This window comes from Apilactobacillus kunkeei, from assembly GCF_001308195.1.
Classification (GTDB): Bacteria; Bacillota; Bacilli; order Lactobacillales; family Lactobacillaceae; genus Apilactobacillus; species Apilactobacillus kunkeei_C.
The window spans coordinates 44,351-69,012 of sequence record NZ_JXDF01000014.1 but is presented as its reverse complement, the minus strand read 5'-3'; the positions used below and the strand labels follow the sequence as shown (position 1 = coordinate 69,012).

The following is a 24,662-nucleotide window of genomic DNA, read 5'->3' as shown; positions in this document are numbered from 1 at the left end:
TATTTAATCACCTTATCTTAGCCATTTTTCATATAAATCGTGTGAAATAATTGGTGTTTTATGAACAATAAACTCAGCAACTGATGACTGATGATATTGTTTAGTTATTTGATTACTTGGTAGAACAGAAATCACATTTAAAATAAATAGAATTGATACGTAAGCAATTATCAATCCAATAACAGTTCCACCCAATGCATTAAGTTGGTGAATTACTGGAATATGAGTAATCTTATCTACGATTGAGATAATAATACGCACAAAAATTCCAGAAATTAAGAAAATAATGAAGAAACTAATACTGTTACATAGGATTTGATCATTAATCAAACTACTGTTTGCAAAGATAGCTTGACTCAAATCTCTAGCAAAGTACAGCGAAACAAATAGGCTAAACAAAAAACCAACAACACGTAATATTTCTTGTGCTAATCCACGGTGATATCCATCATATGCACCATAGATAAGCAGTAGAAAGATAATAATATTAAAAAGCATTAGTTCATGTTTCCTTCTTCTTCGTTATTTTCGGTTAATTCATTTAATTTTTCTTGTAACTTAATTTGTTCTGAAAATGCGTTGAACGCCAATAAAATAGCTGCATCTTCGTCATTAATATCTGGTGACATTTCTTTTAATTGAACCAATTGACGATTCATTAATTCAGTCACTGTCTTCATGTGGTCTGCGGAACTCTTTCCTACAAATGTGTAGTTCTTTTTTCCAATACTAGCTTTAAAGCGTTGATTCGTGTCGTTCATTTTCGATAAACCTCCATTAACTTCATCACTATTTTAGCATGAAAAGGCAGACTATAACCAGTAAAGAACACAAAAAAAGACGCCGTTGCGGCATCTTTTTAGTTATTGTTTATTCTTCTTCATCGTCACCGTCATCGGTATCTAATAAAGTGTTTAGCACTGATTCAACCATTTCCCATTCTTCATCAGTTTCGATTAATTGTAAATCTCCACCTTGTGGGTCCATTGGATCATCGCCTTCTGGTAAGGCATATGCTTCAATGTTAACTTCTTCATCATCTGCTTTACCGGCTGGGTAAAGTAAGATGTATGATTTACCAAAATCATCAGATTCGAAAGTGAATAAAACATCGTATAGTTCTTCGTTTCCCTTTTCGTCAACTAATGAAATTTGTTGTTGTTCTTCTTCGTTGTTGTTGTCCATTGCTAACCCCTCTTTTCATTATCTTGTTAGTTTACCTTTACCATCTAAATAGGTCTGTAAAATCAATTCAGAGGCAATTTTATCGATAACTTTTTTTCGTTTTTCTCTAGAAGTGTCCGCTTTTTCAATAAGCATTCTTTCGGCTTCAACAGTTGTTAATCGTTCATCAACAAAGTCTACTGGTAGGTTAAACTTTTCCTTTAACATTTCACCATATCGTTTTGAAGCTTCAACCCTAGGTCCTGAGGTATTATTCATGTTCTTAGGTAATCCTAGAACAAACCCCGTAATTTCATATTTTTCGACTAATTCGGCTACCCGATCTAATCCAAATTGTTCTTCGTCTTCATTAATTGGAATGATTTCAACACCTTGTGCTGTCCATCCCAATAAATCACTAACAGAAATCCCAACCGTCTTAGATCCGACATCCATCCCCATTAATCTCATATATTAATTTTCCTCACGATCATTATTCTTGTCCAAGTAAAAACGAACCAACTCTTCAATAATCTCGTCTCTTTCGTATCGACGAATTAAATTACGAGCATCATTAAATCGAGGAATATATGCAGGATCTCCTGAAATTAAATATCCGACAATTTGATTGTATGGATCGTATCCTTTTTCCTCCAATGCCTTAAACACGATTAATAGTGTATCATGAACATTCTTTGGAGTATTATTACTTAAATCAAAATACATTGTCTTATCTGAAGCACTCATTTATAACACCTCTAAATCTATGATGTAGGTTTATTATAATTCTACTTGGAACAAAATAAAACTTAAATATTAATTAATTTTAAAAGTTTTCTAACCAAGCCACTGCTGCTTCCATTGCCTTAGGTAATCCTTCAGGCTTTGAACCACCCGCTTGAGCCATGTTTGGACGGCCACCACCGCCACCATTAATTTCCTTAGAAATTGACTTAATGATGTCTCCGGCCTTCATGCCATCCTTAACCTTTTCATCACTAACAGCAACAATTAGGTTAGCCTTTTCACCACTTTGAGTTCCAAGAACTAATACGTCTGATAGGTTCTTGCTTCTCCAAGTATCAGCTAGTTGTCTTAATTGATCCATTCCTGAAACATTCAAAACACCAGTGATAATCTTGTTTCCGTTAACTTCTTTAACGTCATCGAAAACTGAGTTAGCTTGTTGGCTAGCAATTTTTGATTCTAACTTATCTTGTTTTTGTTGTAAGTCTTTAATTTGTTCTTGTAATTGAGCAACCTTGTTAGGAACTTCCTTAACTTGGATAGTCTTAACTTGATCAGCAACTTGTTTTAGAAGTGCTTCTTCGTTGTTTAGGTAATCAAAAGCAGCTTTTGAAGTTACGGCTTCAATTCTTCTAACACCGGCACCAACACCTGATTCTGAAACAATCTTGAACAATCCAATTTGACTAGTGTTGCTTACGTGGTTACCACCACAGAATTCAACTGAGTAATCACCGGCACTAACAACTCTAACCTTATCACCATACTTGCTGTCGAATAAGGCGATGGCACCCATCTTCTTACCAGTTTCTTGATCTGTTTCAACAGTAGTAACAGGTTCTGCCTTGAAGATTTCTTCGTTAACTAAGTCTTCAACCTTTTGTAGGTCTTCCTTAGTAACTGAACCGAAGTGAGTAAAGTCAAATCTTAGGTAGTTTGGTTCAACTAATGAACCAGCTTGTTGAGTATGGTCACCTAAAACATTTCTCAATGATTGGTCTAATAAGTGGGTTGCAGTATGGTTATGTTCAACCAATGCGTGGAACTTACGATCAACACTTAGTTTGTATTGGTGGTCTTTTGAAAGACTAGTAATTACTTCAACAGTGTGTAAGTTTTGACCATTTGGTGCGTGTTGAACATCAGTAACCTTTGCACATAGGTTACCATCTTCATCAACAATGGTACCTTGGTCAGCTACTTGCCCACCCATTTCAGCGTAGAAAGGTGTCTTATCAAAGATAACTTCAGCTTCTCCAGCGCCTGCTTGGTCAACTAGTTTTTCATCAACAATAATATCTAGTAATTTAGCGTCATCAACTTCTAGTTGTGAGTAACCAACGTATTCACTTGGTGTCTTAATGTCGATTAATAGATCACGTTGAACACCCATTGACTTATCGTTTCCACGGGCATTTCTAGCACGTTCTTTTTGCTTTTGCATTTCGGCCTTAAAACCAGTTTCATCAACTGAGAATCCAGCATCTTCTAAGTATTCCTTAGTCATTTCTAGTGGGAAACCGTAAGTATCGTATAGCTTAAATGCATCTTTTCCTTCAACAGTCTTTTGGTTAGTCTTCTTCAAGTTGTCCATTAATTCACCAAGAAGTTGTAAACCATCAGATAGTGTTTCATTGAAACGCTTTTCTTCAGAATGAATAACCTTTTCTAGGTAATCCTTTTGTTCCAATACTTCTGGGTAGTATGACTTCATGATTTCACCAACAACTGGAACTAATTGGTATAAGAAGTCATCCTTAATGCCTAAACGGTGACCTGAAACAATGGCACGTCTGATTAAACGTCTGATAACGTATCCTCTACCAACGTTTGATGGAAGAGCACCGTCACCAATAGCGAAAGTAATCGCACGAGCATGGTCAGCGATAATCTTAAAATCGATATCGTCTTGAGCATTTTCACCGTACTTCTTACCATCACTTAGTGATTGAGTCTTTTCAATGATTGGCATGAACAAGTCGGTTTCAAAGTTAGTTGGTGCGTCTTCAAAAATTGAAACAACACGTTCTAATCCCATCCCCGTATCAATGTTCTTTCTTGGAAGTGGTTCGTAAGTATCATCTGGTTTGTGGTTAAATTGTGAGAACACAATGTTCCAAACTTCGAGATATCTTTCGTTTTCCCCACCAGGGTAGTTTTCTGGATCATCTGGAGCTAAGTTATCGTATTTTTCTCCACGGTCATAGAAGATTTCAGTATCTGGACCTGAAGGACCTTGTCCAATATCCCAGAAGTTGTCATCCATATCGATTAAGTGGTCAGCAGCAACCCCTGCTTCTTGCCAGAATTTTTTAGCATCAGTATCTTCAGGATATACAGTCATGTAAAGCTTTTCTTTGTCCCAACCAAACCATTCTGGTGAAGTTAGTAATTCAAAAGCCCATGTAATTGCTTCTTTCTTGAAGTAATCACCAACTGAGAAGTTACCTAACATTTCGAATAATGTGTGGTGACGAGCTGTCTTACCAACATTTTCGATATCGTTAGTTCTAATACTCTTTTGTGAACTAGTTAAACGGTGGTTCTTTGGAACAACACTACCGTCAAAGTATTTCTTCATTGTGGCAACACCAGAGTTAATCCATAGAAGTGATGGATCATCCTTTGGTACTAATGAAGCACTTGGTTCAATTGTGTGACCATGTTGTTTGAAAAATTCCAAATACATAGCACGAATTTGACTACTATCTAATTTTTTCATAGAAATTCCCTCCAATAAGCACAAAAACACCGTTGCTAGTAAAGACGCTATATGCGCGGTACCACTTTACTTGCAACGATGTTTTTCGTATACCTCTTTAAGTCTCAATAACGCTGAGAAAGCGATTTAATTATTACTCGAGATAGCACTTGATAAACCCAATCATCTTTTTCACCAACCAAGATGTCTCTTAAAATGAAATTATACAAGCATGTTCTCTAATTTATATCTAAATTATATGGTTTATTAAAACCGGTGTCAAACGTTATCTATAACGTTGTGAACTGTTCTTCTTGGACTTTCTCTTACGACGTCCTTCTTCTCTTTGTTGGATACGACGATTCATTTCATCGTTTCGCTTAAGCTCTTGTTTAATCTTGTTCTTGTAACCAGGCTTAACGTTTCTCTTCTTCTTTTTAATCATACCAATCATGGTTGGTTCTAGTTTGTCATGACCACGACGGTGTGACTTTCTACGGTTACGATCATAAGTGTCTTCAACACGGCCACCACGAATAACCTTTGGCTTAAATGAAATGCCCATCTTTTCTAATGCATCAATCTCATCTTCTTCATCAGGTGCATAAAGTGTAACCGCAGTTCCAGGCATGTTATTTCTACCTGTTCTTCCAACACGGTGAATGAAGTATTCCAAGTCTTCTGGAATATCATCGTTAATAACATCGGAAACACCTTCAATATCAATTCCACGAGCAGCTAAATCAGTAGCTACAACGTATTGGAATTCAAGATTTTGAATTTGTTTCATAGTTCTCTTACGTTCACGTGGTGTTAAATCACCAGAAACAATTCCCACCTTTAGTCCTTGGTTACGTAAGAATTCGTAAATTTCTTCGACACGTTTTCTAGTGTTAGCAAAGATTAATACAAGGTAAGGTTCACCCATGGTGATTAATTTGTAGATTAAGTCGTTCTTGTTTTGACCCTTAGTTGAAATTAACCAGTTATCAATTGTTGGACTGATAACAGTTCTGTTTGGAATGTTTTCAACGTATGGATTTTCTAGATACTTCTTCAAGAATGGTTTTAATTTTTGTGGAATGGTTGCTGAGAACACCATCATTTGAACATCCTTACCAAAGCTAGCAGCGATGTTGTCGATATCGTTTAAGAAACCAAGGTCTAGTGTCATATCAGCTTCATCAATTACTAGTTGAGTAGCTGTATGAACTTGTAGATGTTGACCCTTGATCAAATCAGAAATACGGCCTGGAGTTCCAATAACGATTTGTGGTTGTTCATTCTTTAGCTTTTCAATTTGTCTAACCTTATCAGTACCACCAACGTAGTTAGCGATATGAATGGTCTTGTCTGAATGCTTAGCTAGTTGCTTAGCATTGTTGTAAATTTGGTAAGCTAATTCACGACTTGGTGTGGTGATAACAGCTTGGACTTCCAATGTGTCAACGTCTAAGTTATCAAAAATTGGTAACAAGAATGCATGAGTCTTACCACTACCAGTGGCTGATTGACCAACAACACTTCTACCCTTACGGATTTCAGGAATAATCTTTTCCTGAATAGCAGTTGGTTCTCTAAAGTTTAATTCATCTAAAGCATCCATGATGAATGGCTTTAAATTGTATTGCTTAAATGTACTTGGCATTTATTATTCTCCTTTGTAACTAGCGACTAATTCGTCTAATTTACTAATTACCGACTTGATTTCATCTTCGTCTTTAGCAGCGGCACCACTTGCCAAATCATGACCGCCACCGCCAAATTCTTTGGCTAATTCATTAATAGCTGGTCCTTTGGATCTCAAGCTAATCTTGTATGTGCCATCTTCTTTTTGAATAAAGATAGCCCAAGCGGTTACTTGATTGATATTGCCAGGAAGTGGTACAACGGCTGAAGTTCTTTCATTGCCCAAATTGAATGGTTCCAAAACTTCATCGCTTAATACGATATAAGCGGCTCCACTATCGGTAATGCTTAGATTTTCATATACATATGCGGATAGTCTAGCCATTGGTAAGTCAATTGATGATTCAATTGTGTTAACTTCACTAATTGAGAAGTCTAACTTAGCCAATTCTGATGCTACCCTAAATGTGTTTGATGAAGTAGATGGATATTTGAAACGACCAGTGTCACCAATAATACCAGCGTATAATAAGCGACCAGCATTTGCGTTAATCTTTAACTTCTTTGAGGATTCAAACAAATCATAGATTAATTCAGATGTACTTGATGCTTCTGGTTCTACCCACATAATGTCCCCAAATTGGTCATCATTTGGATGATGGTCAATCTTAATCATCATCTTTCCATGGGTATATCTATCATCATCAACTCGAGGTTGGTTAGCGGTATCAACAACAATAACCAATGCATTCTTGTATACATCGTCATCAATTTCGTCGGTTGTTCCTAACCAATCAAAACTTTGATATTGCTTTCCAACACAATAAACCTTCTTTTTTGGAAAAGATGCCTTGATGATGTTTGCTAAACCCATTTGAGAACCATATGCATCTGGATCTGGTCGTTGGTGTCTATGGATAATAATTGTATCAAAATCGCAAATGGCTTTGATAATCTTACTTTGCGTTGATAATTTGAAAAAATTAAACATTTTACTCATAATCGCTCCTAATATCCTTCTATAAATTCATAACATAATTATATCATATGGTCATTTATGTTGTTTAGGCCTTAACAGACAAAAGAGACAACCTTCAGCACTGCTGAAAACTGTCTCTTTCAACTTATTATTTTTCTTCTTTAGCTTCTTTGGCTGAGTCATCTGACTTAGCGTCAGCAACACGATCAGTTACCTTTGCGATTGCGTTTAGGTCAAATACTAAGTAAATGCCGTCACAGTCTAAAGTAACAGTCTTTTCTTCTTCGTTGATATCATCAACGATACCGTGTAAGCGACCGATAGTTGTTACGTGGTCACCCTTTTGAAGTTGTTTTAATGTTTCTGCGTGTTTTTGTTGTTGTTTCTTTTGTGGTCTAATAACCAAGAAATACATAATCGCAAATAATACGATTAAAATAATAAATCCACTGTAGTTACCCATTATAGTTCACCGTACCTCTCATAATTTAATATATATCTTATCAAAATTATCATTAATAGTCCAGTCCCTAATTATCTCTATTAATTGGATAATTAAGGTGATGATAACCATTATCGGTTACCACTCTACCCCTGGCAGTTCTTTTAATGTAACCAATTTGAAGAAGATATGGTTCATACATTTCTTCAATTGTATTCACTTCTTCTCCAATATTAGCAGCAAGTGTCGATACACCAACCGGTCCACCATTGTAAAACTCAATCATGGTCTTTAACAACTTAATATCAGTTGCATCCAATCCTTCGTTATCAACACCCAACATTTTAAGTGAAGTATCAACGATATCGACATCAACGTTTCCATCGTTAGATACTTGAGCAAAGTCACGAACTCGTTTTAATAAACGGTTCGCAATTCTAGGTGTTCCTCTTGAACGTCTAGCAATTTCATGTGCACCTTGATCGTAAATCTTAGTATGGAAAATGTCAGCTGAACGTAAAACAATATCTTGTAAATCTTCGGTATTGTAGTACTTCATGTGTTCAACGATTCCGAAACGATCTCTAAATGGTGCTGATAGCAATCCGGCTCTGGTAGTTGCACCAATCAAAGTAAATGGTGGCAATGGTAAATGAACAGGATGCGCTGTTGGACCTTGACCCACAACGATATCAACACTGAAGTCTTCCATTGCTGAATAAAGCATTTCTTCAACTGTCTTTGGAAGACGATGAATTTCATCGATAAATAAAATATCACCAGGTTGTAATTCGTTTAGCAGTGCTGCTAAATCACCAGTCTTTTCAATTGCTGGACCACTGGTTGTTTTGATGTTTGCTTCCATTTCGTTTGCAATCACCATCGCTAAGGTAGTCTTACCTAACCCAGGAGGTCCATACAACAGAACGTGGTCTAAAGTTTCTTCACGTTGTTTAGCAGCCTTAATGTACACTGACAACTCTTTCTTTAAGTCGTCTTGACCAATGTACTCTGATAAGTATTGTGGACGGAGTGATTTTTCAAATGTTTCTTCAGTTCTACCTTCACTATCGCCTGAGATAATGCGGTTGTCATCCATTTAATACTCCTCCTTAAAATTTAGTTACAGCACTTAAACCTTGTCTTAAGTAATCTTCAGTAGTTGTAACTTCAATATCTTCTAAGGCCTTTCTAGCCTTCTTAATGTCACGTGCTGAATATCCCAATTCACTTAGTGCTTCTAATGCATCTTCAAGTGCTTGGTTGTCTGACTTATCATCTGATACAGGTTGATTTTCAGCAGTAAAGTCATCGAATAATGATGGTGCAATGTCGTCTAGTTTGCCCTTCAAATCAAGAATGATTTGCTTAGCAGTCTTTTGACCAACACCTGGGAACTTAGTTAAGTAAGTAACGTTTTCTGTATTAATTGCGCTTAGTAATGATTGTGGATCGTTTCCAGCAATAATTGCTAATGCACTCTTAGGACCAATTCCTGAAACGTTTAGCAATTTTTCAAAAATTGATTTTAATTCTCGGCTGGAGAATCCATAAAGTAGTTGTGATGAATCAGTCACGGCTTGGTGAATGAATACCTTCACTTCTTCATTACTATCTACTTGGTATACATATGGATTAGATGTGTATACTAAGTATCCAACTCCGTTTACATCAACTACGATATATCCAGGTTGGACATCTTCGATGGTTCCTTTTAAATATTCAAACATAGTCTATCCTCGATTACATAAAATTGTCGTTAGTATGTGGGTCTTGAATTCGTTTGAACATCTTTTCCATATCTGTATTAGAAAAAGATACTAAAACGGGTCTGCCATGAGGGCAATTAAACGGATTGTTAACAGTCGCTAATTCATCAAGTAAATGAACCGCCTGTTTTCTATCCAAGTGATGGTTAGCCTTAATTGCTTGCTTACAACTCATCATAATCGCTGTCTGTGCTCTAAATGAAGCTACCGAGATATTCTTATGATTAATGACCCAATCAATCATTTCTCGAATGGTTTCTTCCTCGTTACCTTCTTCAATCCATGTTGGATGTTGCTTTACTACGAAGCTGTTCTTCCCAAATGGTTCAACATTTAGGCCAACTTCTTGTAACATCCCCAACTTTTCTTGAATGATTAACGCATCACGATTAGGATAATCCAAGACTAGTGGCACTAACAAACTTTGTTGGTCGTTAGATACCTCTCCAATCTCAGTTCTCAATCGTTCATAGTTAATTCTTTCTTGAGCAGCATGTTGGTCGACAATGTACATACCATCGTCTGATTCAGCAATTAGATAAGTTCCGTGAAGTTGACCAATATACAAAAGTTTAGGAAAACGTAGTTGATTATCGTTGTTTGATACCTCATCATCAGTCACTTCATCTTCCCCAAATGGAGTTACGGGGTGTTCGTAGCGATGAGCAAAACTTTTTACATCTTCATCATTTAATTGTGCCTTATTACTGATGTAAATAGCATCAATATCAGAAGTCTTGATGTCTTCCTTAGGTGTTGCTTCTTTTTCTTCAGCTTGAGGTTGTAAAACGGGCTCAACATAATCGTTAACTAAAGGTTCACTCTTTGGTTCTTCCCTTGTCTGAGAATATTGATTGATTTGCATTTGCAACTGTTCAGTAGTATATCTTGGTTGAACAGCACGGTCTCTAGTCATCACTTCTGGAATTAGATTTTCTTGATAAATCGTATCATAGATTGTTTTGGCGACCAAATTACATAACTGATCTTCCTTGCTAATTCTAACGGTTTGTTTGGTTGGATGAACATTGACATCCGTTAAAACCGGATCCAATTCGATATTTAATACAGCAATTGGATAACGACCAACCATTAGCTTAGAACCATAACCATCGGTGATTGCTTTGAATAAAGCATAGTTTTTAACGTATCGACCATTCAAAGTGATGGTGACATAGTTTCTAGAAGCTCTTGTTAATTCAGGCAAACTTACAAAACCACTAATCTTAAAGTCATTATCAGCATTTTTAATTTTAATAATACGCTTTAAGTTCTTGGCACCATAAATATCACCAATCACCTGTTGCAGTTGGCCTCTACCTGATGTTCTTAAGATTTCTCTTTGGTTATGAACCAACGAAAATGCGATATTAGGATGGCCAATTGCTAAACGATCAACAATATCAGAAATCTTGGCTAATTCAGTCTTGATGGTCTTCATGTATTTCAATCTAGCAGGTGTATTAAAGAATAAGTCCTCAACGCAGATGCTTGTTCCTCTTCTAGCTTCTGCTGGTTTGATTTCTTTAATTTCGCCACCCTTGATATGAATCTGAGTTCCTTCATCCCCAGTCGATGTTTTCAAATGAACATCTGACACTGAAGCGATTGAAGGCAAGGCTTCACCACGGAAACCTAAGGATTGCACCTTGAATAGATCTCTTTGGTTAGTAATCTTACTTGTTGCATGACGTTTAAAGGCGATTTCGACATCATCGTGATTAATCCCAATTCCATCATCGATAATTTCGACTTTCTTTAATCCTGCATCTTCAATATTGATATCAATTTGCGTACTTTGCGCATCAATTGAATTTTCAACTAATTCTTTTACAACCGAAGCAGGTCGTTCAACAACTTCACCGGCTGCAATTTGATCAGCAAGAATTGTTGATAACTCATGTATTTTATGCAAGATTAATCACCTCATTTATTTATCAATTTCGCGTTTCCATTTATATACTTCATTCATAATATCCATTGGTGTCTTAGACATCAAGTCTAAGTCCTTAAGAGCTTTTAGAATCTTATCTTCGCCACTCTTACCTTTTTTCTTTTGGGGTTCTTTGACATCCCCAAACAATGAAAGTTGTTGTTCTGGTTCATCAATTTCATCTTCAACGACTGGACTTGATTTTTCTGCCATGACAACATTGTCGGTATTAGTCTTTTCATTGTTGTTTTCCAAGTCACTTAAGATGACGTCTGCTCTGGATAATAATTCATTTGGTAAACCAGCTAATTTTGCAACGTGAATACCATATGATTTATCGGCAGCACCCTTCTTCACCTTGTGTAGAAAGACTAGTTCACCGTTTTTTTCAACCGCACCAACATGAACGTTTTGTAGTTCATCCAATGAGTCGGCTAGTTCAGTCAATTCATGGTAGTGAGTAGAAAATAGTGTCTTAGCATGGATGTGATTGTGAACATATTCAATGATTGATTGAGCTAACGCCATTCCATCGTATGTGGCTGTCCCTCTACCAATTTCATCGAATAAGATCAAACTGTTATCGGTAGCATTTTGAATCGCTTCGTTTGATTCCTTCATTTCCACCATGAAAGTACTTTGTCCAGAAATCAAATCATCAGCAGCACCAATTCTGGTAAATATTTGGTCAAAAATTGGCATTTCGGCAGACTTAGCAGGAACAAAACAACCAATTTGGGCCATGATGACTGTTAATGCCAATTGACGCATGTAGGTACTCTTACCAGACATATTAGGACCTGTAATTAACAAGACGTTTGTTCCTGGATCCATAATCACATCGTTTGGTACGTATGATTGATGACCCATAACCTTTTCAACCACCGGATGTCTACCATCAATGATTTCTAGCTTGTGTTCTTCATTTAAAGTTGGACGAACCAATCTGTATTCATCTGAAATAGATGCAAAGCTTTGCATTACATCCAAACTGGATACCGCATTGGCTAGTTTTTGTAGTCTTTGAATTGCACTCTTAACAACATCGCGGACTTCACTGAATAATTCATATTCTAAGGTCTTGGATTTTTCTTGTGCTTCAATGATTAACTTTTCTTTTTCCTTTAATTCAGGAGTAGAAAATCTTTCAGCATTGGTAAGAGTTTGCTTTCTTTCATATCTATCTTCTGGCAACTTGCTTAGGTTGGCCTTTGATACTTCGATGTAGTAACCGAAAACGTGATTGTAACCAATCTTTAGGTTATTGATACCGGTAAGCTCACGTTCTTTGCTTTCTAGTTCAGCAATCCATTGTTTTCCGTTGTTCATTGCATCCCTGTATTGATCCAACATTTCGTTGTAGCCATCTTTAATAACTCCACCATCAGTGACTGAGATTGGTGGTTCTTCAGTAATTGCCTTTTCAATCAGTTCTGACACTTCATCAACTGGGTCTAAATCATTGTTAATTTCATCAAATGATTTTGTATCCATTTCATCCAAGATATATTTAATCTTTGGAATTTGTTGTAATGATGTCTTTAATTGAACTAAGTCACGACCGTTAACTGAACCAAAGGAAACCTTACCGGCAAGTCTTTCCAAATCGTAGACCTTCACTAACATGTCAGTGATTTCACTACGTTCATAGTAATGGTTTAATAAATCATCGACTTGGTTTTGACGATTTTCGATGGATGATTTATCAATTAGTGGATGGTCAATCCATTCACGTAATTTTCTACCACCCATCGCTGTCTTGGTTTCATCCAATAACCATAGTAAACTACCTGACTTTTTGTTGGTTCTAAGGTTCTTGGTTAATTCAAGGTTGTATTGTGAATTATGATCCATCTTCAAAAATTCAGCTGGCTTGTATGCAACGGCTGCCTTCATGTGAGAAAGGCTACGTTTTTGAGTGTCCACAATGTAAGTAGTTAGACGATTTACGACCTTCTTTTCTAGGTCTTGTCTTAAGCCTTCTGAAAGATATCTCATATCATCTAATTCTTTAATGTCATCTTGATATGAAACCAAGATTCCAACTTTATTAATTAGTGCGACATCTTTTTCAGGAATTTCACGGTTAACGATTACTTCCTTAGTTTGTAGAGTCATCAACTCGTTTAAAACACTGTTCATATTACTTAAAACAGTGGTCTTTAATTCACCGGTAGATAGTTCAGCGTATGCAAAACCATAACCAGCATCTGAATATTCAATTGCTGTTAAGTAGTTATTATCCTTAGCATTTTCGGCACCCATTGTAGTTCTGGTACCTGGAGTAACTAATTGGGTAACGGCTCTTTTAACCATTCCCTTTGCCAATTTAGGGTCTTCCATTTGTTCTACAATTGCGACTTTGTACCCCTTATCGATTAAGGTATCGATGTATGATTCAACCGCTTTGTGTGGCACTCCACACATTGGAATTGGATTGTCGGCATTCTTACTTCTAGAAGTTAATGTTAGTTCAAGAATTTGGGCACCCTTTACCGCGTCTTCATTGAACATTTCATAAAAGTCACCAAGACGATAAAAAACAAAAGCATCTGGGTATTGATCTTTTACTTTCTGATATTGTTCCATCATTGGTGTTTGTTTAGTTTTACTAGCCATTAAAACAATATCCTCCTTTGCTACTAACCCTTATATGGGTGATTTGGATCAATTAATATTTTTTCAATAGATCTGGCAGTGCCATCATCTCTTAAATCGATAACACATCCGGAGACGATTCCACGTCCCTTTTCTTCAACTTCAAATCTAGTTGGACGTTGGGTAATGAAACGATGAATGATATTTTCATACTTCATTCCTAAGACACTATCAAATGGTCCACACATTCCAACGTCAGAAATGAACGCTGTGCCGTTTTTTAGAATTTGGTCATCATTGGTCTGCACATGTGTATGAGTTCCCACGATCGCAGAAATTTGACCATCTAGATACATCCCCATTGCTTTCTTCTCACTGGTTGTTTCAGCGTGAAAATCAACAAAAATTGCATCCGCTTCTTTTTTAATTTCACTGATAAGTTCGTCAATCTTTTGGAAAGGATCATCGATTGGATCAATAAAGATTCTTCCTTGTAAATTAACAACCGCTAATTTCTTATTATTAACGTTAATAATTGTATATCCACTACCCGGTACATCCTTACCAGGATAATTAAGAGGACGTACTAATTTTTTGGTATCATCGATAAAATCGAAGATTTCTTCGTTATTCCATGCATGGTTTCCTAATGTAATTACGTCAGTCCCTGCACTCATAATTTGTTTATATACTTTTTTATTAATTCCGCGACCAAATGATGTTGAATTTTCACCATTTACAATCGTTACCTGTGGCTTGTAGTCTCTTTTTAGAATTGGTAGATACTTGCTTACCATCTCTACCCCCAAGTTACCTACTACGTCACCTAAAAATAGTATTCTCATTTTCGTCCTCAATTCATTATTATATATATACTATTTTACATCGTTTTACATAAAATAAAAAAGGGCAAAAGCCCTTTTTTTATTTTGCATATTCGATTGATCTTACTTCTCTAATAATTGTAACCTTGATATGACCAGGATATTCCATATCCTCTTCAATCTTATTTTTAATATCTCTAGCTAAAACAACTGCTTGAGTATCAGAAACTTTTTCTGGTTTTACAATCACTCTAATTTCACGTCCGGCTTGAATTGCGTAGCTCTTGTTTACTTCTTCGAAGCTATCACTAATTGTTTCCAAACTTTCTAGACGATGAACAAAGCTTTCAAGAGATTTACTCTTTGCACCTGGTCTAGCAATCGCAATCTTGTTTGCGATATTAACTAATTCAGAAATGATGTACTTAGGTTCACTGTCTTCATTATCGGCTGCAATTGAGTCAATAACAACTGGACTTTCTTTGAACTTCTTGGCTAAGTCAACACCAAGGTCAATGTGAGAACCTTCTGTTTCATTATCTGCAGAGCGACCAATTTCGTGCAACAATCCTGCGCGTTTTGCTAATACGACGTCTTCGCCTAATTCTGCGGCTAAGACACCTGACAACTTCGCAACTTCAATAGAATGGCTCAAAACATTACGACCATGGTAAATCTTGAACTTCAATTTACCAATCATCATAATCATTTCAGGACTCAATGAATGAATTCCTAAATCAAATACTGTTTCTTCACCAATTTCTTGAATCTTTTCATCAAGTTCTCGACGACTCTTATCTACCATTTCTTCGATTCGAGCTGGGTGGATACGACCATCCTTAATTAGGCTTTCAAGTGCCATCTTGGCAACTTCTCTTCTAATTGGATCAAATCCACTTAGCACAACTGCTTCTGGAGTATCATCAATAACCAAATCAATTCCTGTTAGGGTTTCAAAGGTTCTGATGTTTCTACCTTCGCGTCCGATGATACGACCTTTCATATCATCGTTAGGTAGGTTAACAACTGAAACTGTGGTTTCAGATACGATATCAGCAGCACTTTGTTGAATCGCTTCAATAACTAGATTCTTGGCATTCTCAGAAGATTCCTTACGAGCTAGGTTATAACTATCTTTAACCATTTTGGCACGTTCGTCAGCTAATTCTTTCTTTGTTTCGTTAATAATTAGCTCTTGTGCTTCTTCTTGAGAAAGTGAAGAGATACGTTCTAACTCATCTTGACGTTGTTTAACTAGCATATCAGCTTGCTGTTGCTTTTGTTCAAGTTTCTTTTGGTTTGAATTAAGCTTTTCTTCACGCTTATTCAATGAATCTTCACGCTTATCAAAAGCATCATCTTTACGATCTAAAGAATCTTCACGTTGAATTAGACGATTTTCTTGTCGTTGAACTTCAATTCGTCTTTGCTTAATTTCTTTTTCGATGTTTGAACGATAATGGTTACTCTTTTCTCTAGCTTCAAGAATTGCTTCCTTAGCTGAGGTTTGAGCTTGTCGTTTAGCATCTTCCAAAATATCTTGTGCACTCATGTGGGCCTTTGTTAATTTCTTATCAACAATTTTCTTGTTAGAAAACATTCCCACAGAGATACCAACTACAAAAGCAGCGATGATTGCGAGGATCATAGGTAAAAAATAAGTCATAGGCTTATTGCACCTCCACATCATCTAATTTAATTAAGTTTTTGATAACTGCGCATTGAATGATTTATTAGTCATTTTGCGAACTAAATAAATAGTTCAATGTACATTACTATATTTTAAATTTTAGTTGTGAAAGTGTCAACACATGTTATTTTCTTTTGCAAAATAAAAAAGCCTTTCGGCTTCTTTATCGTTATTCTTCACCAGTGTCCAAACTTGTTTGTTCAGCTTCACCTGATTCAGAATCATCTTCGCCCATGCCATATGCAGCACGAACTTTTTTGTTAATTTCTTCCATTTTGTCCGGATTATCTTGTAAGAATTGTTTTGCGTTTTCACGACCTTGACCAATTCTTTCTTCACCGTATGAGTACCATGAACCAGACTTACCAATGATATCTTGTTCAACGGCCATATCAACTAATTCACCAGTTTGTGAAATACCTTGACCGTACATGATATCAACTTCGGCACGCTTGAATGGAGGAGCTACCTTATTCTTGGCAACTTTGATCTTAGTTCTGTTACCAATAATGTCAGTACCATCTTTAATTTGTTCAGCTCTTCTGATTTCTAGTCTGATAGTTGAATAGAACTTAAGAGCACGTCCCCCAGGTGTAGTTTCTGGGTTACCAAACATAACACCAACTTTTTCTCTAATTTGGTTAATAAATAGAGCTATAGTCTTAGTCTTGTTAATTGATCCAGATAACTTACGTAGTGCTTGTGACATTAAACGAGCTTGCAAACCAACGTGAGCATCACCCATTTCACCTTCAATTTCAGCTCTAGGTACTAAAGCCGCAACTGAATCGACAACTACGATATCAATGGCACCACTTGATACAAGGGCGTCACAAATTTGTAAACCTTGTTCACCAGTATCAGGTTGTGATAGAAGTAAATCATCAATGTTTACCCCTAGGTTGGTAGCATATACTGGATCCAAAGCATTTTCAGCATCGATGTATGCCGCTGTTCCACCTTGTTTTTGTACTTCTGCGACAGCTTGTAGCGCGATGGTAGTCTTACCTGAACTTTCAGGTCCATAAATTTCAACAATTCTTCCTCGTGGGAATCCTCCAACACCTAATGCATTATCAAGTGCTAAGGAACCTGTTGGTACAGTGGAAATTCTAGTATCTCCACGGTCTCCCATTCTCATGATTGAACCCTTACCGAATTCTTTTTCAATTCGTTTTAAGGCACCATCTAGAGCCGCTTTTCGTTCATCAGCCATTAATTTGACCTCCCTTTGATAACTATTCGATATTTATACTATACTAATCTCTCATTAAAAAAGCAAGTAAAAACAGAACAAAAGTTCGCATTATTTAGAATACTCATTTTCAATCATTTTCAATGCAGCTTGTACTGACTGTTCACGCACTTCTTGACGTGATCCACTAAAATGAAATTCTTTTGCAAATTGATTTTCCTTGTAATCTAATCCGATAAATACAGTTCCCGCTGGTTGTCCTTCCAAACTATCAGGACCAGCAACACCGGTAAATGATACCCCTACGTCTACATTCATGATTTGCTTGGATTGCTTAGCCATCCAAATCGCCACTTGTTCAGAAACAACACCATATTCATCAATTACTTCCATTGGAATTGATAATAGCTTGGCCTTTGCTTCATTTGAATAAGTAACAAATCCACCATAGAAGATAGCAGAAACACCGGGGACTCCACCAATAGTGGATTGAAACATCCCTGCCGTTAAACTTTCTGCTCCGGTTATGGTGATTTTATCGTCAATAAGCTTGTTAACAATAGATGTATCAATTTGCATACATAATCCGACCTTTCTTATATATATACGATAATTAAATCGATTTACTTGAAAGAATCTGCAAAAATAAAACGACTCTTCCAGAAGTATTCAACACCTGAGTAAACAGTAAAGAATAAGCAGATGTAAAGTAATAATGTACCAAAACCAATGGTTGTAAATGGAATGAATAAGAAATCATTCAATAGTAATAAGATAATGGCAATCATTTGACTGAATGTCTTAATCTTACCAGGCCATGCAGCTGCAATTACTTGGCCATCGTTTTCAACAACGATTAATCTTAGACCAGTAACGGCTAGTTCACGACATACGATTACAGCTGCAACCCATGCTGGAACAAAGCCAAATGAAACTAGGATAATGAATGCTGACATAACAATCATTTTGTCTGCTAATGGATCAGCAAATTTACCGAAATTAGTAACTAAATGTTGTCTTCTGGCAATTTGTCCATCTAAGAAGTCTGTAATACATGCAGCAGCAAAAACGATTGCTGCAACGATTCTGGTTACTTGGATACTTGTACCTAACCAGATAACTGTTCCCATGTTAATGTCACATGAAAGCAAGATAATGAATAATGGAATCATTATTATTCTAATTAATGTAAGTTTGTTTGGTAAATTCATAATTTCCTCCATAGAAATAAAAAAGGGCTTTAACAAAGCCCTCTTTTTTATTTACTAAATTCTAATGTAATTTGTGTAGTTAAAGGTGTGCTCTTGTCGTATTTCAATTCAGTACCATTAACCAAGATCTTAGCACCTTGGGTGTTACCTAGTGAAATGTTAACACTCTTAGTGTCAGCTGGAAGCTTAACATCCTTCTTATCACCACTGTTTTGTGAACCTTGGAATAGAGTCTTGTTATCAGCCATGATTGATGACCATGCTCTACCAGTAGCCTTTAAAGTAACAGTGTTTTCTTTTTGACCAGTTACATTATACTTAGTAGCGCTAACTTCCTTAATGGTAGTCTTAGTGTCAGTGGACTTCTTATCTTCTTTCTTCTTGTCATCAGCTTTGCTGCTTGATGAACTTGATTCTGAAGAACCAGTAACTGAAACAGAACTGCTACTAATGCTAGTTTGAGAAGAACTATTAGTATGTACAACGACTGCCCAAATACCGCAAACAACTACTAGAATTGCAACGATAATTCCGATGGTTGGAATAACCTTACGGAATGAGTCTTTTCTTTGTTCACGACTACGACTAGCTACACGGCTATTAACGTCATCCTTTGATACTTCATCAGCGTATTCTTCGCTTTGAGTATCAGGTAGACTATCGTCATGTTCATTCAATAGTTCAATACCGTTAACGCCAACAGTGTCAGCGAATTGCTTAATAAACGCGCGAACGTAAAAATCACCAGGAAGTTCAGCAAAGTTCCCCTGTTCGATTGCTTCAAGGTAATGTTTTTGGATTTTGGTAATCTTTTGAATATCGTCAATGGACATTCCCTTGGCGACACGTGCTTCGTGTAGTGATTTACCAATTTCTACTTGTTTTCCATTGTTATTTTGCATAGGTATTACTCCACTTATTTATTATTTTACATCTACAGTATATCATAATTAGCTATATTATCTAGACATCTAAACTAATTAATTTTTAGGAAAAATCTTGTTTTTCACTATCATGTCAGGTTTTAAAAATAATTTTCCATAACGAATTAAATCATCTAATTCTAATTGTTTAATCATTTCAATTTCATCATAGATATTTTCAAAATCATGATCTTCATCTGACATGTTATTTGCAATTGCTTCAATGGAATTCATCATTGAAACATGTTGACCAATTTCTTCTTTTTTAATTAATTCAAACTCATCAGATTTATCTGAAATATAGTCGGCAAAGTTAACCAATACATCTGAAATTCTATCAATGAACTCATCAATCTTTTCAGTTTCACCCGCTAATACCGCAAAGTTAAACTGATCTTCGCAATCGAAGTCAAAACCAAATGAGTCATCGATAATTCCATCGTTATACATCTTTTCATAAATCTCAGAACCTTCTGATAACAGAAGTTGTAGCAATAGTGAAATGGATAGTTCATATTTAATATCACCATTGTATTTAGAATCACCTTTAATTCCTAAAGCCACTTTAGGACGGTTTACATCCATATAATGGGTGGTTTCCCTCACAATTTCAGAAGATTGAATTGTCGTTCTTTTGACATCTTTAGGTTCGTTAAAACTCTTTTTACTTTGGTTATCGCTAACCCACTTAAAGATATCTTCAGGAACAACGTTTCCAACAACTGTAAGTTGCATGTTTTGAGGTTGATAGAAGTAATTATAAGAGTCATACAAGTCTTGCTTGGTAATCTTATAGATTGAATCCTCTGTGCCGGCAATATCAACATTCAATGGCGTATCTGGGAACATGTTTTGAACTGTCTTGAAGAATAAAACAGCTCCTGGTTCATCATCATACATACTAATTTCTTGGCCAATGATGCCCTTTTCTTTTTCTACCTTTGCGTCACTAAAGTAAGGTTCTTGCACGAAATCCAATAACTCAGTTAGGTTTTCATGAACATTATCAGTGGTTGAAAATAGGTAACTTGTTTTATTAAAACTAGTAAATGCATTAGAGCCTGCACCATATTTAGAGAAAACATCCATAGCATCATAATCTTTTTTATCGAACATCTTATGTTCTAGAAAATGGGCAATTCCTGCTGGATAAGTCTTTCCATTAATGTTGGTATCGATAGATCCATATCGTACGGAAAGTGTAGCATAAGTCTTTTGGTAGCCCTTCTTGGGAACAACTACCACAGACAACCCATTATCCATCTTTTCGATATATACTTTTTCATTAAACTTACGATACTCTTTAATTTGCATCATCAATCCTCCCATCTAAGAAGAAAATTGAATTCAATTCGACCTTTTTAGCAACCTCAGCAATTTGGTCGATTGTCACATCATTAACCCGTTGTTTCCATTCATCAAATGATAGAGCTCGGTTCAACAATCCATTAACGAATTGTTGTTCCATGTTTTGACGAGGACTGTCCAAAACAGCTTTTTTGGCGTTAATCATTTCAGCCTTAATACTGTTTAAAACATCGATGTCGACATTTCCATTAGCGATATCGTTTAATTGTTCCTTAACAATCGCTAAGACCTTATCCTTATTGCTGTAATTGATACCAGTGCTTACCATTACAAACCCATTGATAGAATTGTATGAACTACTTGCACTGTATGCCAAACTGTTCTTTTCTCTAACATTTTTGAATAGTTTAGATTGTGGTGTCCCACCAAAAATAGCATTGAACAATACCGCTGCCATCGCTTCTTTATTATTGTAGAAAATTGGCAAACGGTAACCTAAATTCAAACAACTTTGTGATGATTGAATCTTCTTATCGACCATTTCAACATCATCATTCATCTTAAATGAAGTTAGTGGTGCTAATTCATATTCTACACTTCGATTTAACAATTTAAATTGATCAAACAAGTTATAAATTCTTTCTTCATCAACATCCCCGATAACAGAAATCTTGATATTATCGTTATTTAAAACGTTTGAATAGTATTCATATTCATTTTGACTATCTATTATGTCATAGTCATTTGGTGTTCCAAATATAAAAGAACCACGGTTTAGGTAGTCCTTGTAAAATAATTTCTTCAATTGAATTGAAGCATAGTACTGTTTGTCATCTGCCACTGATTCAACATACTTTTTCATGTTGTTTCTTTGCAAGGTAAACGTGTCTTTATCAAATTGGCCATCAGTAGCCAATGGCTTGAATACTACACTATAAATAAAACTAACAGCCTGTTGTAATAAATCATCTTTTGCATCCACAAATTTTGGATTTGGGATACTCAAGTTAATTCTTAGAACTGACAAATTACCATATCTCAAAACGTTGGTTCCAAAACTGGCTCCATACATTGATGATAAGTATCTTGCTAATTTGGATTGCGTTGGATAATCTTGATTACTAATTTCCATCAATTCTGCAAGTACTGCTCGTTTAGCAAAATTTTCTGGAATAGCCTCGCTAACTAGATCAAAAGTAAATGAAATTGTTTTGAATTTATCTTCTAAAATAACATTTAAGTCTACTCCATTAGCTAATTTCTTATGCAACAAAACCCCACCTCTAGTTCTTATTTCGTATTATTTGTTAATTTCATTAATGGTGAGTTGTAGTTCTTACCGAACCACTTCTTATAAATCTTTTCTAATTCACCATTCTTTGCTAGCTTCTTGAATGCAGCATTAATCTTAGCTTGCATTGTCTTATCACCTTTGCGGATTCCGACACCAAATTCTTCTGGTGGGAATTTACCTCTAACGACCTTGTACATGTCAGGGTTAGGTTGGTGTGCAATGTAATAGTTTGCATATGTGCTATCAATTAACAATCCACTAATTCTACCATGATTCAAGTCAATAAATGCATTAGTAAATGAATTGTATAGAATTGGTGATTGGTTTTTAATATATTGTTTCAATAATTTTGGTTGATCGTCAATATCATTTAGACCAGCTGAACCATTTTGGGCACCTAAATACTTGCCCTTCATATCACTAAATTTATTAATGTGAGATGATTTCAAAGTAACTAGTTCTTGGTCATTTGCCAAGTAAGGCTTACTGAAGTTAACAACAGCTTGTCGTTCGGGAGTAATTGTGAAACCATTCCAAATTAAATCAATGGTGGTATTTCTCAACTCGGTTACGTTCATTGACCAATCGATAGGTTGAAAGACTGGCTTAATACCATATTGTTTAAACACAGCCTTGGCTAAGTCGACATCAAAGCCGACGATTTTACCGCTTTGGTTTTCAAACCCCATCGGAACGAAGGTAACATCTAGACCAATGGTAACTTGCTTGTTCTTTTCAATGCGGCTCCATGTATCTTGATGATCTGCTTTTTGTGTAACAGATTCACAACCAGATAGCATGATAACGGCCATCAAACAAACACTAATAATTCCAACCATTTTTAAAACTTTGGTCTTCATAGACTACCCCTCCTCTTTAAATGGTCTAACTTCCTTTACCTTGTCAGCAACTTGTTTTGCAAATGCCACATCGTGGGTAACCACAAGTTGTGTGATATTTTGTTTCTTTAAATCTAAAATAATCTTTCCAACTTCTTCACTTAACTTAGGATCCAATGCAGATGTTGGTTCATCGTAGCAAATAATCTTTGGGTGCATTGCCAAAGTTCTAACAATTGCCACACGTTGTTTTTGTCCACCAGATAATTGGTATGGGTAAAGTGATTCCTTACCAGTTAAATCTAGCTTGTCGATTAATTCTTGTGCTTCTTTTAATGCTTCTTCTTTTGACTTTTTTAACACTAATTGTGGTGCCAAGATGATGTTTTCAATGACAGTCAAGTTTGGGAATAACCCAAAGTCTTGGAATACTACCCCAATAACTGATTTTGAATCATCAGTTGGATCAATTTCTTCGCCATCCAAGAAGAACTTACCTGAATCGGCTTTTTCCAAACCAGTGATACATCTTAATAGTGTTGTCTTACCAGCACCGGAAGGACCAACAATACTTAGGATTTCGTTATCAGCAACATATAGGTTCATGTCCTTGATGATGGTTTTACCTTGAAAACTCTTATTTAAACTTTTTACTTGAAACATGTTAATCCCTCCTATCTCCAGTAATCAAAACGTTGTTCGATTTTTCTTAGTACCAATGTTAATACCGCTGTTAGTACTAAGTAGAATACAGCAACTAAAATTAATGGAACTAATGTAACGTCACGTGCTGTTGCAATATTTCCAGCTTGTAATAAGTCACCAATACCAATTACGTATACTAATGATGAATCCTTAACTAGGTTAATTACTTCGTTTCCGATTGAAGGTAACACAATTTTGAAAACTTGCGGAATGACAATCTTACGAAGAGTTTGCCAACGAGTTAAGCGTAGCATCTTAGCACTTTCGAATTGGTTCTTTGGAATGGATTGAAAACCACCTCTAAAGATTTCAGCAAAGTAAGCTGCATAATTTAAAACAAAGGCGATAACAGCTGCTTCAAATCTTGGGAATACAATTCCGATAATTGGTAAACCATAAAAGATAAAAATCAATTGTAATAATAGCGGAGTTCCACGCATGATCCAGACATAAAATTCAAAGATTGCTTTGATAATATTTTTTCCGGTTAATGCTAGGGAAACTAAAATTCCTAATGGGATTGATAAAACGATTGTTAATGCGAAAATCTCTAATGTGGTTACTACCCCAGAAAATAGTGAAGGTAATATTTCTAAAATATATTGCATTAATTATTCCTCCTTTTATAAAAAAAACGCCCTTTTAGCAATATGCTAAAAGGACGTTGAAAACGTGGTGCCACCTAATTTCCTATTCTGCTCGCGCAAAATA

Annotated in this window: 24 protein-coding genes; all 24 read right to left on the bottom strand. The window is 35.9% G+C overall.

The genetic code is table 11. The annotated features are described in order from the left end of the window. Nucleotides 1-12 precede the first annotated feature (12 nt). Complete coding sequence (locus RZ78_RS02815) at nucleotides 13-498, bottom strand: CvpA family protein (RefSeq protein ID WP_034534301.1); 486 nt, start codon at nucleotides 496-498, stop codon at nucleotides 13-15. Then, on the bottom strand, nucleotides 498-761 hold the full coding sequence (gene zapA, locus RZ78_RS02810) for a cell division protein ZapA (protein WP_034532166.1): 264 nt from the start codon (nucleotides 759-761) through the stop codon (nucleotides 498-500). The genes RZ78_RS02815 and zapA overlap by 1 nt, the downstream gene beginning before the upstream one ends. A 109-nt stretch (nucleotides 762-870) precedes the next feature. Further along, complete coding sequence (locus tag RZ78_RS02805) at nucleotides 871-1,185, bottom strand: DUF1292 domain-containing protein (protein WP_034532164.1); 315 nt, start codon at nucleotides 1,183-1,185, stop codon at nucleotides 871-873. 18 nt (nucleotides 1,186-1,203) lie between these two features. Continuing rightward, a complete protein-coding gene (ruvX, locus tag RZ78_RS02800; protein ID WP_034532162.1) occupies nucleotides 1,204-1,635 on the bottom strand; it encodes a Holliday junction resolvase RuvX in 432 nt (143 codons plus the stop codon). 3 nt (nucleotides 1,636-1,638) lie between these two features. Next, the gene (locus RZ78_RS02795) at nucleotides 1,639-1,911 is read right to left on the bottom strand and encodes an IreB family regulatory phosphoprotein (RefSeq protein ID WP_034532160.1); all 273 of its coding nucleotides are present in this window, start codon (nucleotides 1,909-1,911) and stop codon (nucleotides 1,639-1,641) included. Between the two features lie 79 nt (nucleotides 1,912-1,990). Continuing rightward, entirely contained in the window at nucleotides 1,991-4,633 is a 2,643-nt protein-coding gene (gene alaS / locus RZ78_RS02790) for an alanine--tRNA ligase (RefSeq protein ID WP_054605496.1), read from the bottom strand. A 265-nt stretch (nucleotides 4,634-4,898) separates the two neighbouring features. Next, nucleotides 4,899-6,260: a DEAD/DEAH box helicase gene (locus RZ78_RS02785; protein WP_053791660.1), complete on the bottom strand. Its 1,362-nt coding sequence runs from the start codon at nucleotides 6,258-6,260 to the stop codon at nucleotides 4,899-4,901. 3 nt (nucleotides 6,261-6,263) lie between these two features. Beyond that, complete coding sequence (locus tag RZ78_RS02780) at nucleotides 6,264-7,241, bottom strand: DHH family phosphoesterase (protein WP_424580128.1); 978 nt, start codon at nucleotides 7,239-7,241, stop codon at nucleotides 6,264-6,266. 127 nt (nucleotides 7,242-7,368) lie between these two features. Continuing rightward, nucleotides 7,369-7,683: a preprotein translocase subunit YajC gene (gene yajC / locus RZ78_RS02775; RefSeq protein WP_080695532.1), complete on the bottom strand. Its 315-nt coding sequence runs from the start codon at nucleotides 7,681-7,683 to the stop codon at nucleotides 7,369-7,371. Between the two features lie 67 nt (nucleotides 7,684-7,750). Beyond that, nucleotides 7,751-8,761 carry a Holliday junction branch migration DNA helicase RuvB gene (gene ruvB / locus RZ78_RS02770; protein ID WP_053791659.1) on the bottom strand — a complete coding sequence of 337 codons (1,011 nt, stop codon included), beginning with the start codon at nucleotides 8,759-8,761 and terminating at the stop codon, nucleotides 7,751-7,753. 13 nt (nucleotides 8,762-8,774) lie between these two features. Further along, nucleotides 8,775-9,392, bottom strand: coding sequence for a Holliday junction branch migration protein RuvA (gene ruvA / locus RZ78_RS02765; RefSeq protein ID WP_054608063.1), 618 nt, complete (start codon nucleotides 9,390-9,392; stop codon nucleotides 8,775-8,777). A gap of 13 nt (nucleotides 9,393-9,405) precedes the next feature. Beyond that, a complete protein-coding gene (gene mutL, locus RZ78_RS02760) occupies nucleotides 9,406-11,346 on the bottom strand; it encodes a DNA mismatch repair endonuclease MutL (protein ID WP_054608062.1) in 1,941 nt (646 codons plus the stop codon). A 15-nt stretch (nucleotides 11,347-11,361) separates the two neighbouring features. Further along, a complete protein-coding gene (mutS, locus tag RZ78_RS02755; protein ID WP_054608061.1) occupies nucleotides 11,362-13,983 on the bottom strand; it encodes a DNA mismatch repair protein MutS in 2,622 nt (873 codons plus the stop codon). A 23-nt stretch (nucleotides 13,984-14,006) separates the two neighbouring features. Next, nucleotides 14,007-14,807 carry a TIGR00282 family metallophosphoesterase gene (locus tag RZ78_RS02750; protein ID WP_041152719.1) on the bottom strand — a complete coding sequence of 267 codons (801 nt, stop codon included), beginning with the start codon at nucleotides 14,805-14,807 and terminating at the stop codon, nucleotides 14,007-14,009. Nucleotides 14,808-14,886: 79 nt separating this feature from the next. Next, the gene (gene rny / locus RZ78_RS02745) at nucleotides 14,887-16,452 is read right to left on the bottom strand and encodes a ribonuclease Y (protein WP_034532139.1); all 1,566 of its coding nucleotides are present in this window, start codon (nucleotides 16,450-16,452) and stop codon (nucleotides 14,887-14,889) included. Between the two features lie 193 nt (nucleotides 16,453-16,645). Beyond that, nucleotides 16,646-17,692 carry a recombinase RecA gene (recA, locus tag RZ78_RS02740; RefSeq protein ID WP_034532137.1) on the bottom strand — a complete coding sequence of 349 codons (1,047 nt, stop codon included), beginning with the start codon at nucleotides 17,690-17,692 and terminating at the stop codon, nucleotides 16,646-16,648. A 90-nt stretch (nucleotides 17,693-17,782) separates the two neighbouring features. Then, nucleotides 17,783-18,250: a CinA family protein gene (locus RZ78_RS02735; RefSeq protein ID WP_054608060.1), complete on the bottom strand. Its 468-nt coding sequence runs from the start codon at nucleotides 18,248-18,250 to the stop codon at nucleotides 17,783-17,785. 44 nt (nucleotides 18,251-18,294) lie between these two features. Then, nucleotides 18,295-18,882, bottom strand: a complete 588-nt coding sequence (gene pgsA / locus RZ78_RS02730) for a CDP-diacylglycerol--glycerol-3-phosphate 3-phosphatidyltransferase (RefSeq protein ID WP_034532136.1) — start codon at nucleotides 18,880-18,882, stop codon at nucleotides 18,295-18,297. 47 nt (nucleotides 18,883-18,929) lie between these two features. Beyond that, nucleotides 18,930-19,784 carry a helix-turn-helix domain-containing protein gene (locus tag RZ78_RS02725; RefSeq protein ID WP_054608059.1) on the bottom strand — a complete coding sequence of 285 codons (855 nt, stop codon included), beginning with the start codon at nucleotides 19,782-19,784 and terminating at the stop codon, nucleotides 18,930-18,932. Between the two features lie 78 nt (nucleotides 19,785-19,862). Next, the gene (gene yfmH, locus RZ78_RS02720) at nucleotides 19,863-21,119 is read right to left on the bottom strand and encodes an EF-P 5-aminopentanol modification-associated protein YfmH (protein ID WP_054608058.1); all 1,257 of its coding nucleotides are present in this window, start codon (nucleotides 21,117-21,119) and stop codon (nucleotides 19,863-19,865) included. Beyond that, nucleotides 21,109-22,383, bottom strand: coding sequence for an EF-P 5-aminopentanol modification-associated protein YfmF (yfmF, locus tag RZ78_RS02715; RefSeq protein ID WP_054608057.1), 1,275 nt, complete (start codon nucleotides 22,381-22,383; stop codon nucleotides 21,109-21,111). Before yfmF ends, yfmH begins: the two co-directional genes overlap by 11 nt. Nucleotides 22,384-22,403: 20 nt before the next feature. Beyond that, on the bottom strand, nucleotides 22,404-23,267 hold the full coding sequence (locus RZ78_RS02710; RefSeq protein ID WP_054608056.1) for an amino acid ABC transporter substrate-binding protein: 864 nt from the start codon (nucleotides 23,265-23,267) through the stop codon (nucleotides 22,404-22,406). Between the two features lie 3 nt (nucleotides 23,268-23,270). Next, a complete protein-coding gene (locus RZ78_RS02705) occupies nucleotides 23,271-23,909 on the bottom strand; it encodes an amino acid ABC transporter ATP-binding protein (RefSeq protein WP_054608055.1) in 639 nt (212 codons plus the stop codon). Between the two features lie 11 nt (nucleotides 23,910-23,920). Further along, nucleotides 23,921-24,559, bottom strand: a complete 639-nt coding sequence (locus RZ78_RS02700; protein ID WP_034534329.1) for an amino acid ABC transporter permease — start codon at nucleotides 24,557-24,559, stop codon at nucleotides 23,921-23,923. Nucleotides 24,560-24,662 lie beyond the last annotated feature (103 nt).

Excerpts from the sequence above, each read along its gene's own strand:
- RZ78_RS02815 (WP_034534301.1), bottom strand. The coding sequence starts at position 498 with ATGCTTTTTAATATTATTATCTTTCTACTGCTTATCTATGGTGCATAT.
- zapA (WP_034532166.1), bottom strand. The coding sequence starts at position 761 with ATGAACGACACGAATCAACGCTTTAAAGCTAGTATTGGAAAAAAGAAC.
- RZ78_RS02805 (WP_034532164.1), bottom strand. The coding sequence starts at position 1,185 with ATGGACAACAACAACGAAGAAGAACAACAACAAATTTCATTAGTTGAC.
- ruvX (WP_034532162.1), bottom strand. The coding sequence starts at position 1,635 with ATGAGATTAATGGGGATGGATGTCGGATCTAAGACGGTTGGGATTTCT.
- RZ78_RS02795 (WP_034532160.1), bottom strand. The coding sequence starts at position 1,911 with ATGAGTGCTTCAGATAAGACAATGTATTTTGATTTAAGTAATAATACT.
- alaS (WP_054605496.1), bottom strand. The coding sequence starts at position 4,633 with ATGAAAAAATTAGATAGTAGTCAAATTCGTGCTATGTATTTGGAATTT.
- RZ78_RS02785 (WP_053791660.1), bottom strand. The coding sequence starts at position 6,260 with ATGCCAAGTACATTTAAGCAATACAATTTAAAGCCATTCATCATGGAT.
- RZ78_RS02780 (WP_424580128.1), bottom strand. The coding sequence starts at position 7,241 with ATGAGTAAAATGTTTAATTTTTTCAAATTATCAACGCAAAGTAAGATT.
- yajC (WP_080695532.1), bottom strand. The coding sequence starts at position 7,683 with ATGGGTAACTACAGTGGATTTATTATTTTAATCGTATTATTTGCGATT.
- ruvB (WP_053791659.1), bottom strand. The coding sequence starts at position 8,761 with ATGGATGACAACCGCATTATCTCAGGCGATAGTGAAGGTAGAACTGAA.
- ruvA (WP_054608063.1), bottom strand. The coding sequence starts at position 9,392 with ATGTTTGAATATTTAAAAGGAACCATCGAAGATGTCCAACCTGGATAT.
- mutS (WP_054608061.1), bottom strand. The coding sequence starts at position 13,983 with ATGGCTAGTAAAACTAAACAAACACCAATGATGGAACAATATCAGAAA.
- RZ78_RS02750 (WP_041152719.1), bottom strand. The coding sequence starts at position 14,807 with ATGAGAATACTATTTTTAGGTGACGTAGTAGGTAACTTGGGGGTAGAG.
- rny (WP_034532139.1), bottom strand. The coding sequence starts at position 16,452 with ATGACTTATTTTTTACCTATGATCCTCGCAATCATCGCTGCTTTTGTA.
- recA (WP_034532137.1), bottom strand. The coding sequence starts at position 17,692 with ATGGCTGATGAACGAAAAGCGGCTCTAGATGGTGCCTTAAAACGAATT.
- RZ78_RS02735 (WP_054608060.1), bottom strand. The coding sequence starts at position 18,250 with ATGCAAATTGATACATCTATTGTTAACAAGCTTATTGACGATAAAATC.
- pgsA (WP_034532136.1), bottom strand. The coding sequence starts at position 18,882 with ATGAATTTACCAAACAAACTTACATTAATTAGAATAATAATGATTCCA.
- RZ78_RS02725 (WP_054608059.1), bottom strand. The coding sequence starts at position 19,784 with ATGCAAAATAACAATGGAAAACAAGTAGAAATTGGTAAATCACTACAC.
- yfmH (WP_054608058.1), bottom strand. The coding sequence starts at position 21,119 with ATGCAAATTAAAGAGTATCGTAAGTTTAATGAAAAAGTATATATCGAA.
- RZ78_RS02710 (WP_054608056.1), bottom strand. The coding sequence starts at position 23,267 with ATGAAGACCAAAGTTTTAAAAATGGTTGGAATTATTAGTGTTTGTTTG.
- RZ78_RS02705 (WP_054608055.1), bottom strand. The coding sequence starts at position 23,909 with ATGTTTCAAGTAAAAAGTTTAAATAAGAGTTTTCAAGGTAAAACCATC.
- RZ78_RS02700 (WP_034534329.1), bottom strand. The coding sequence starts at position 24,559 with ATGCAATATATTTTAGAAATATTACCTTCACTATTTTCTGGGGTAGTA.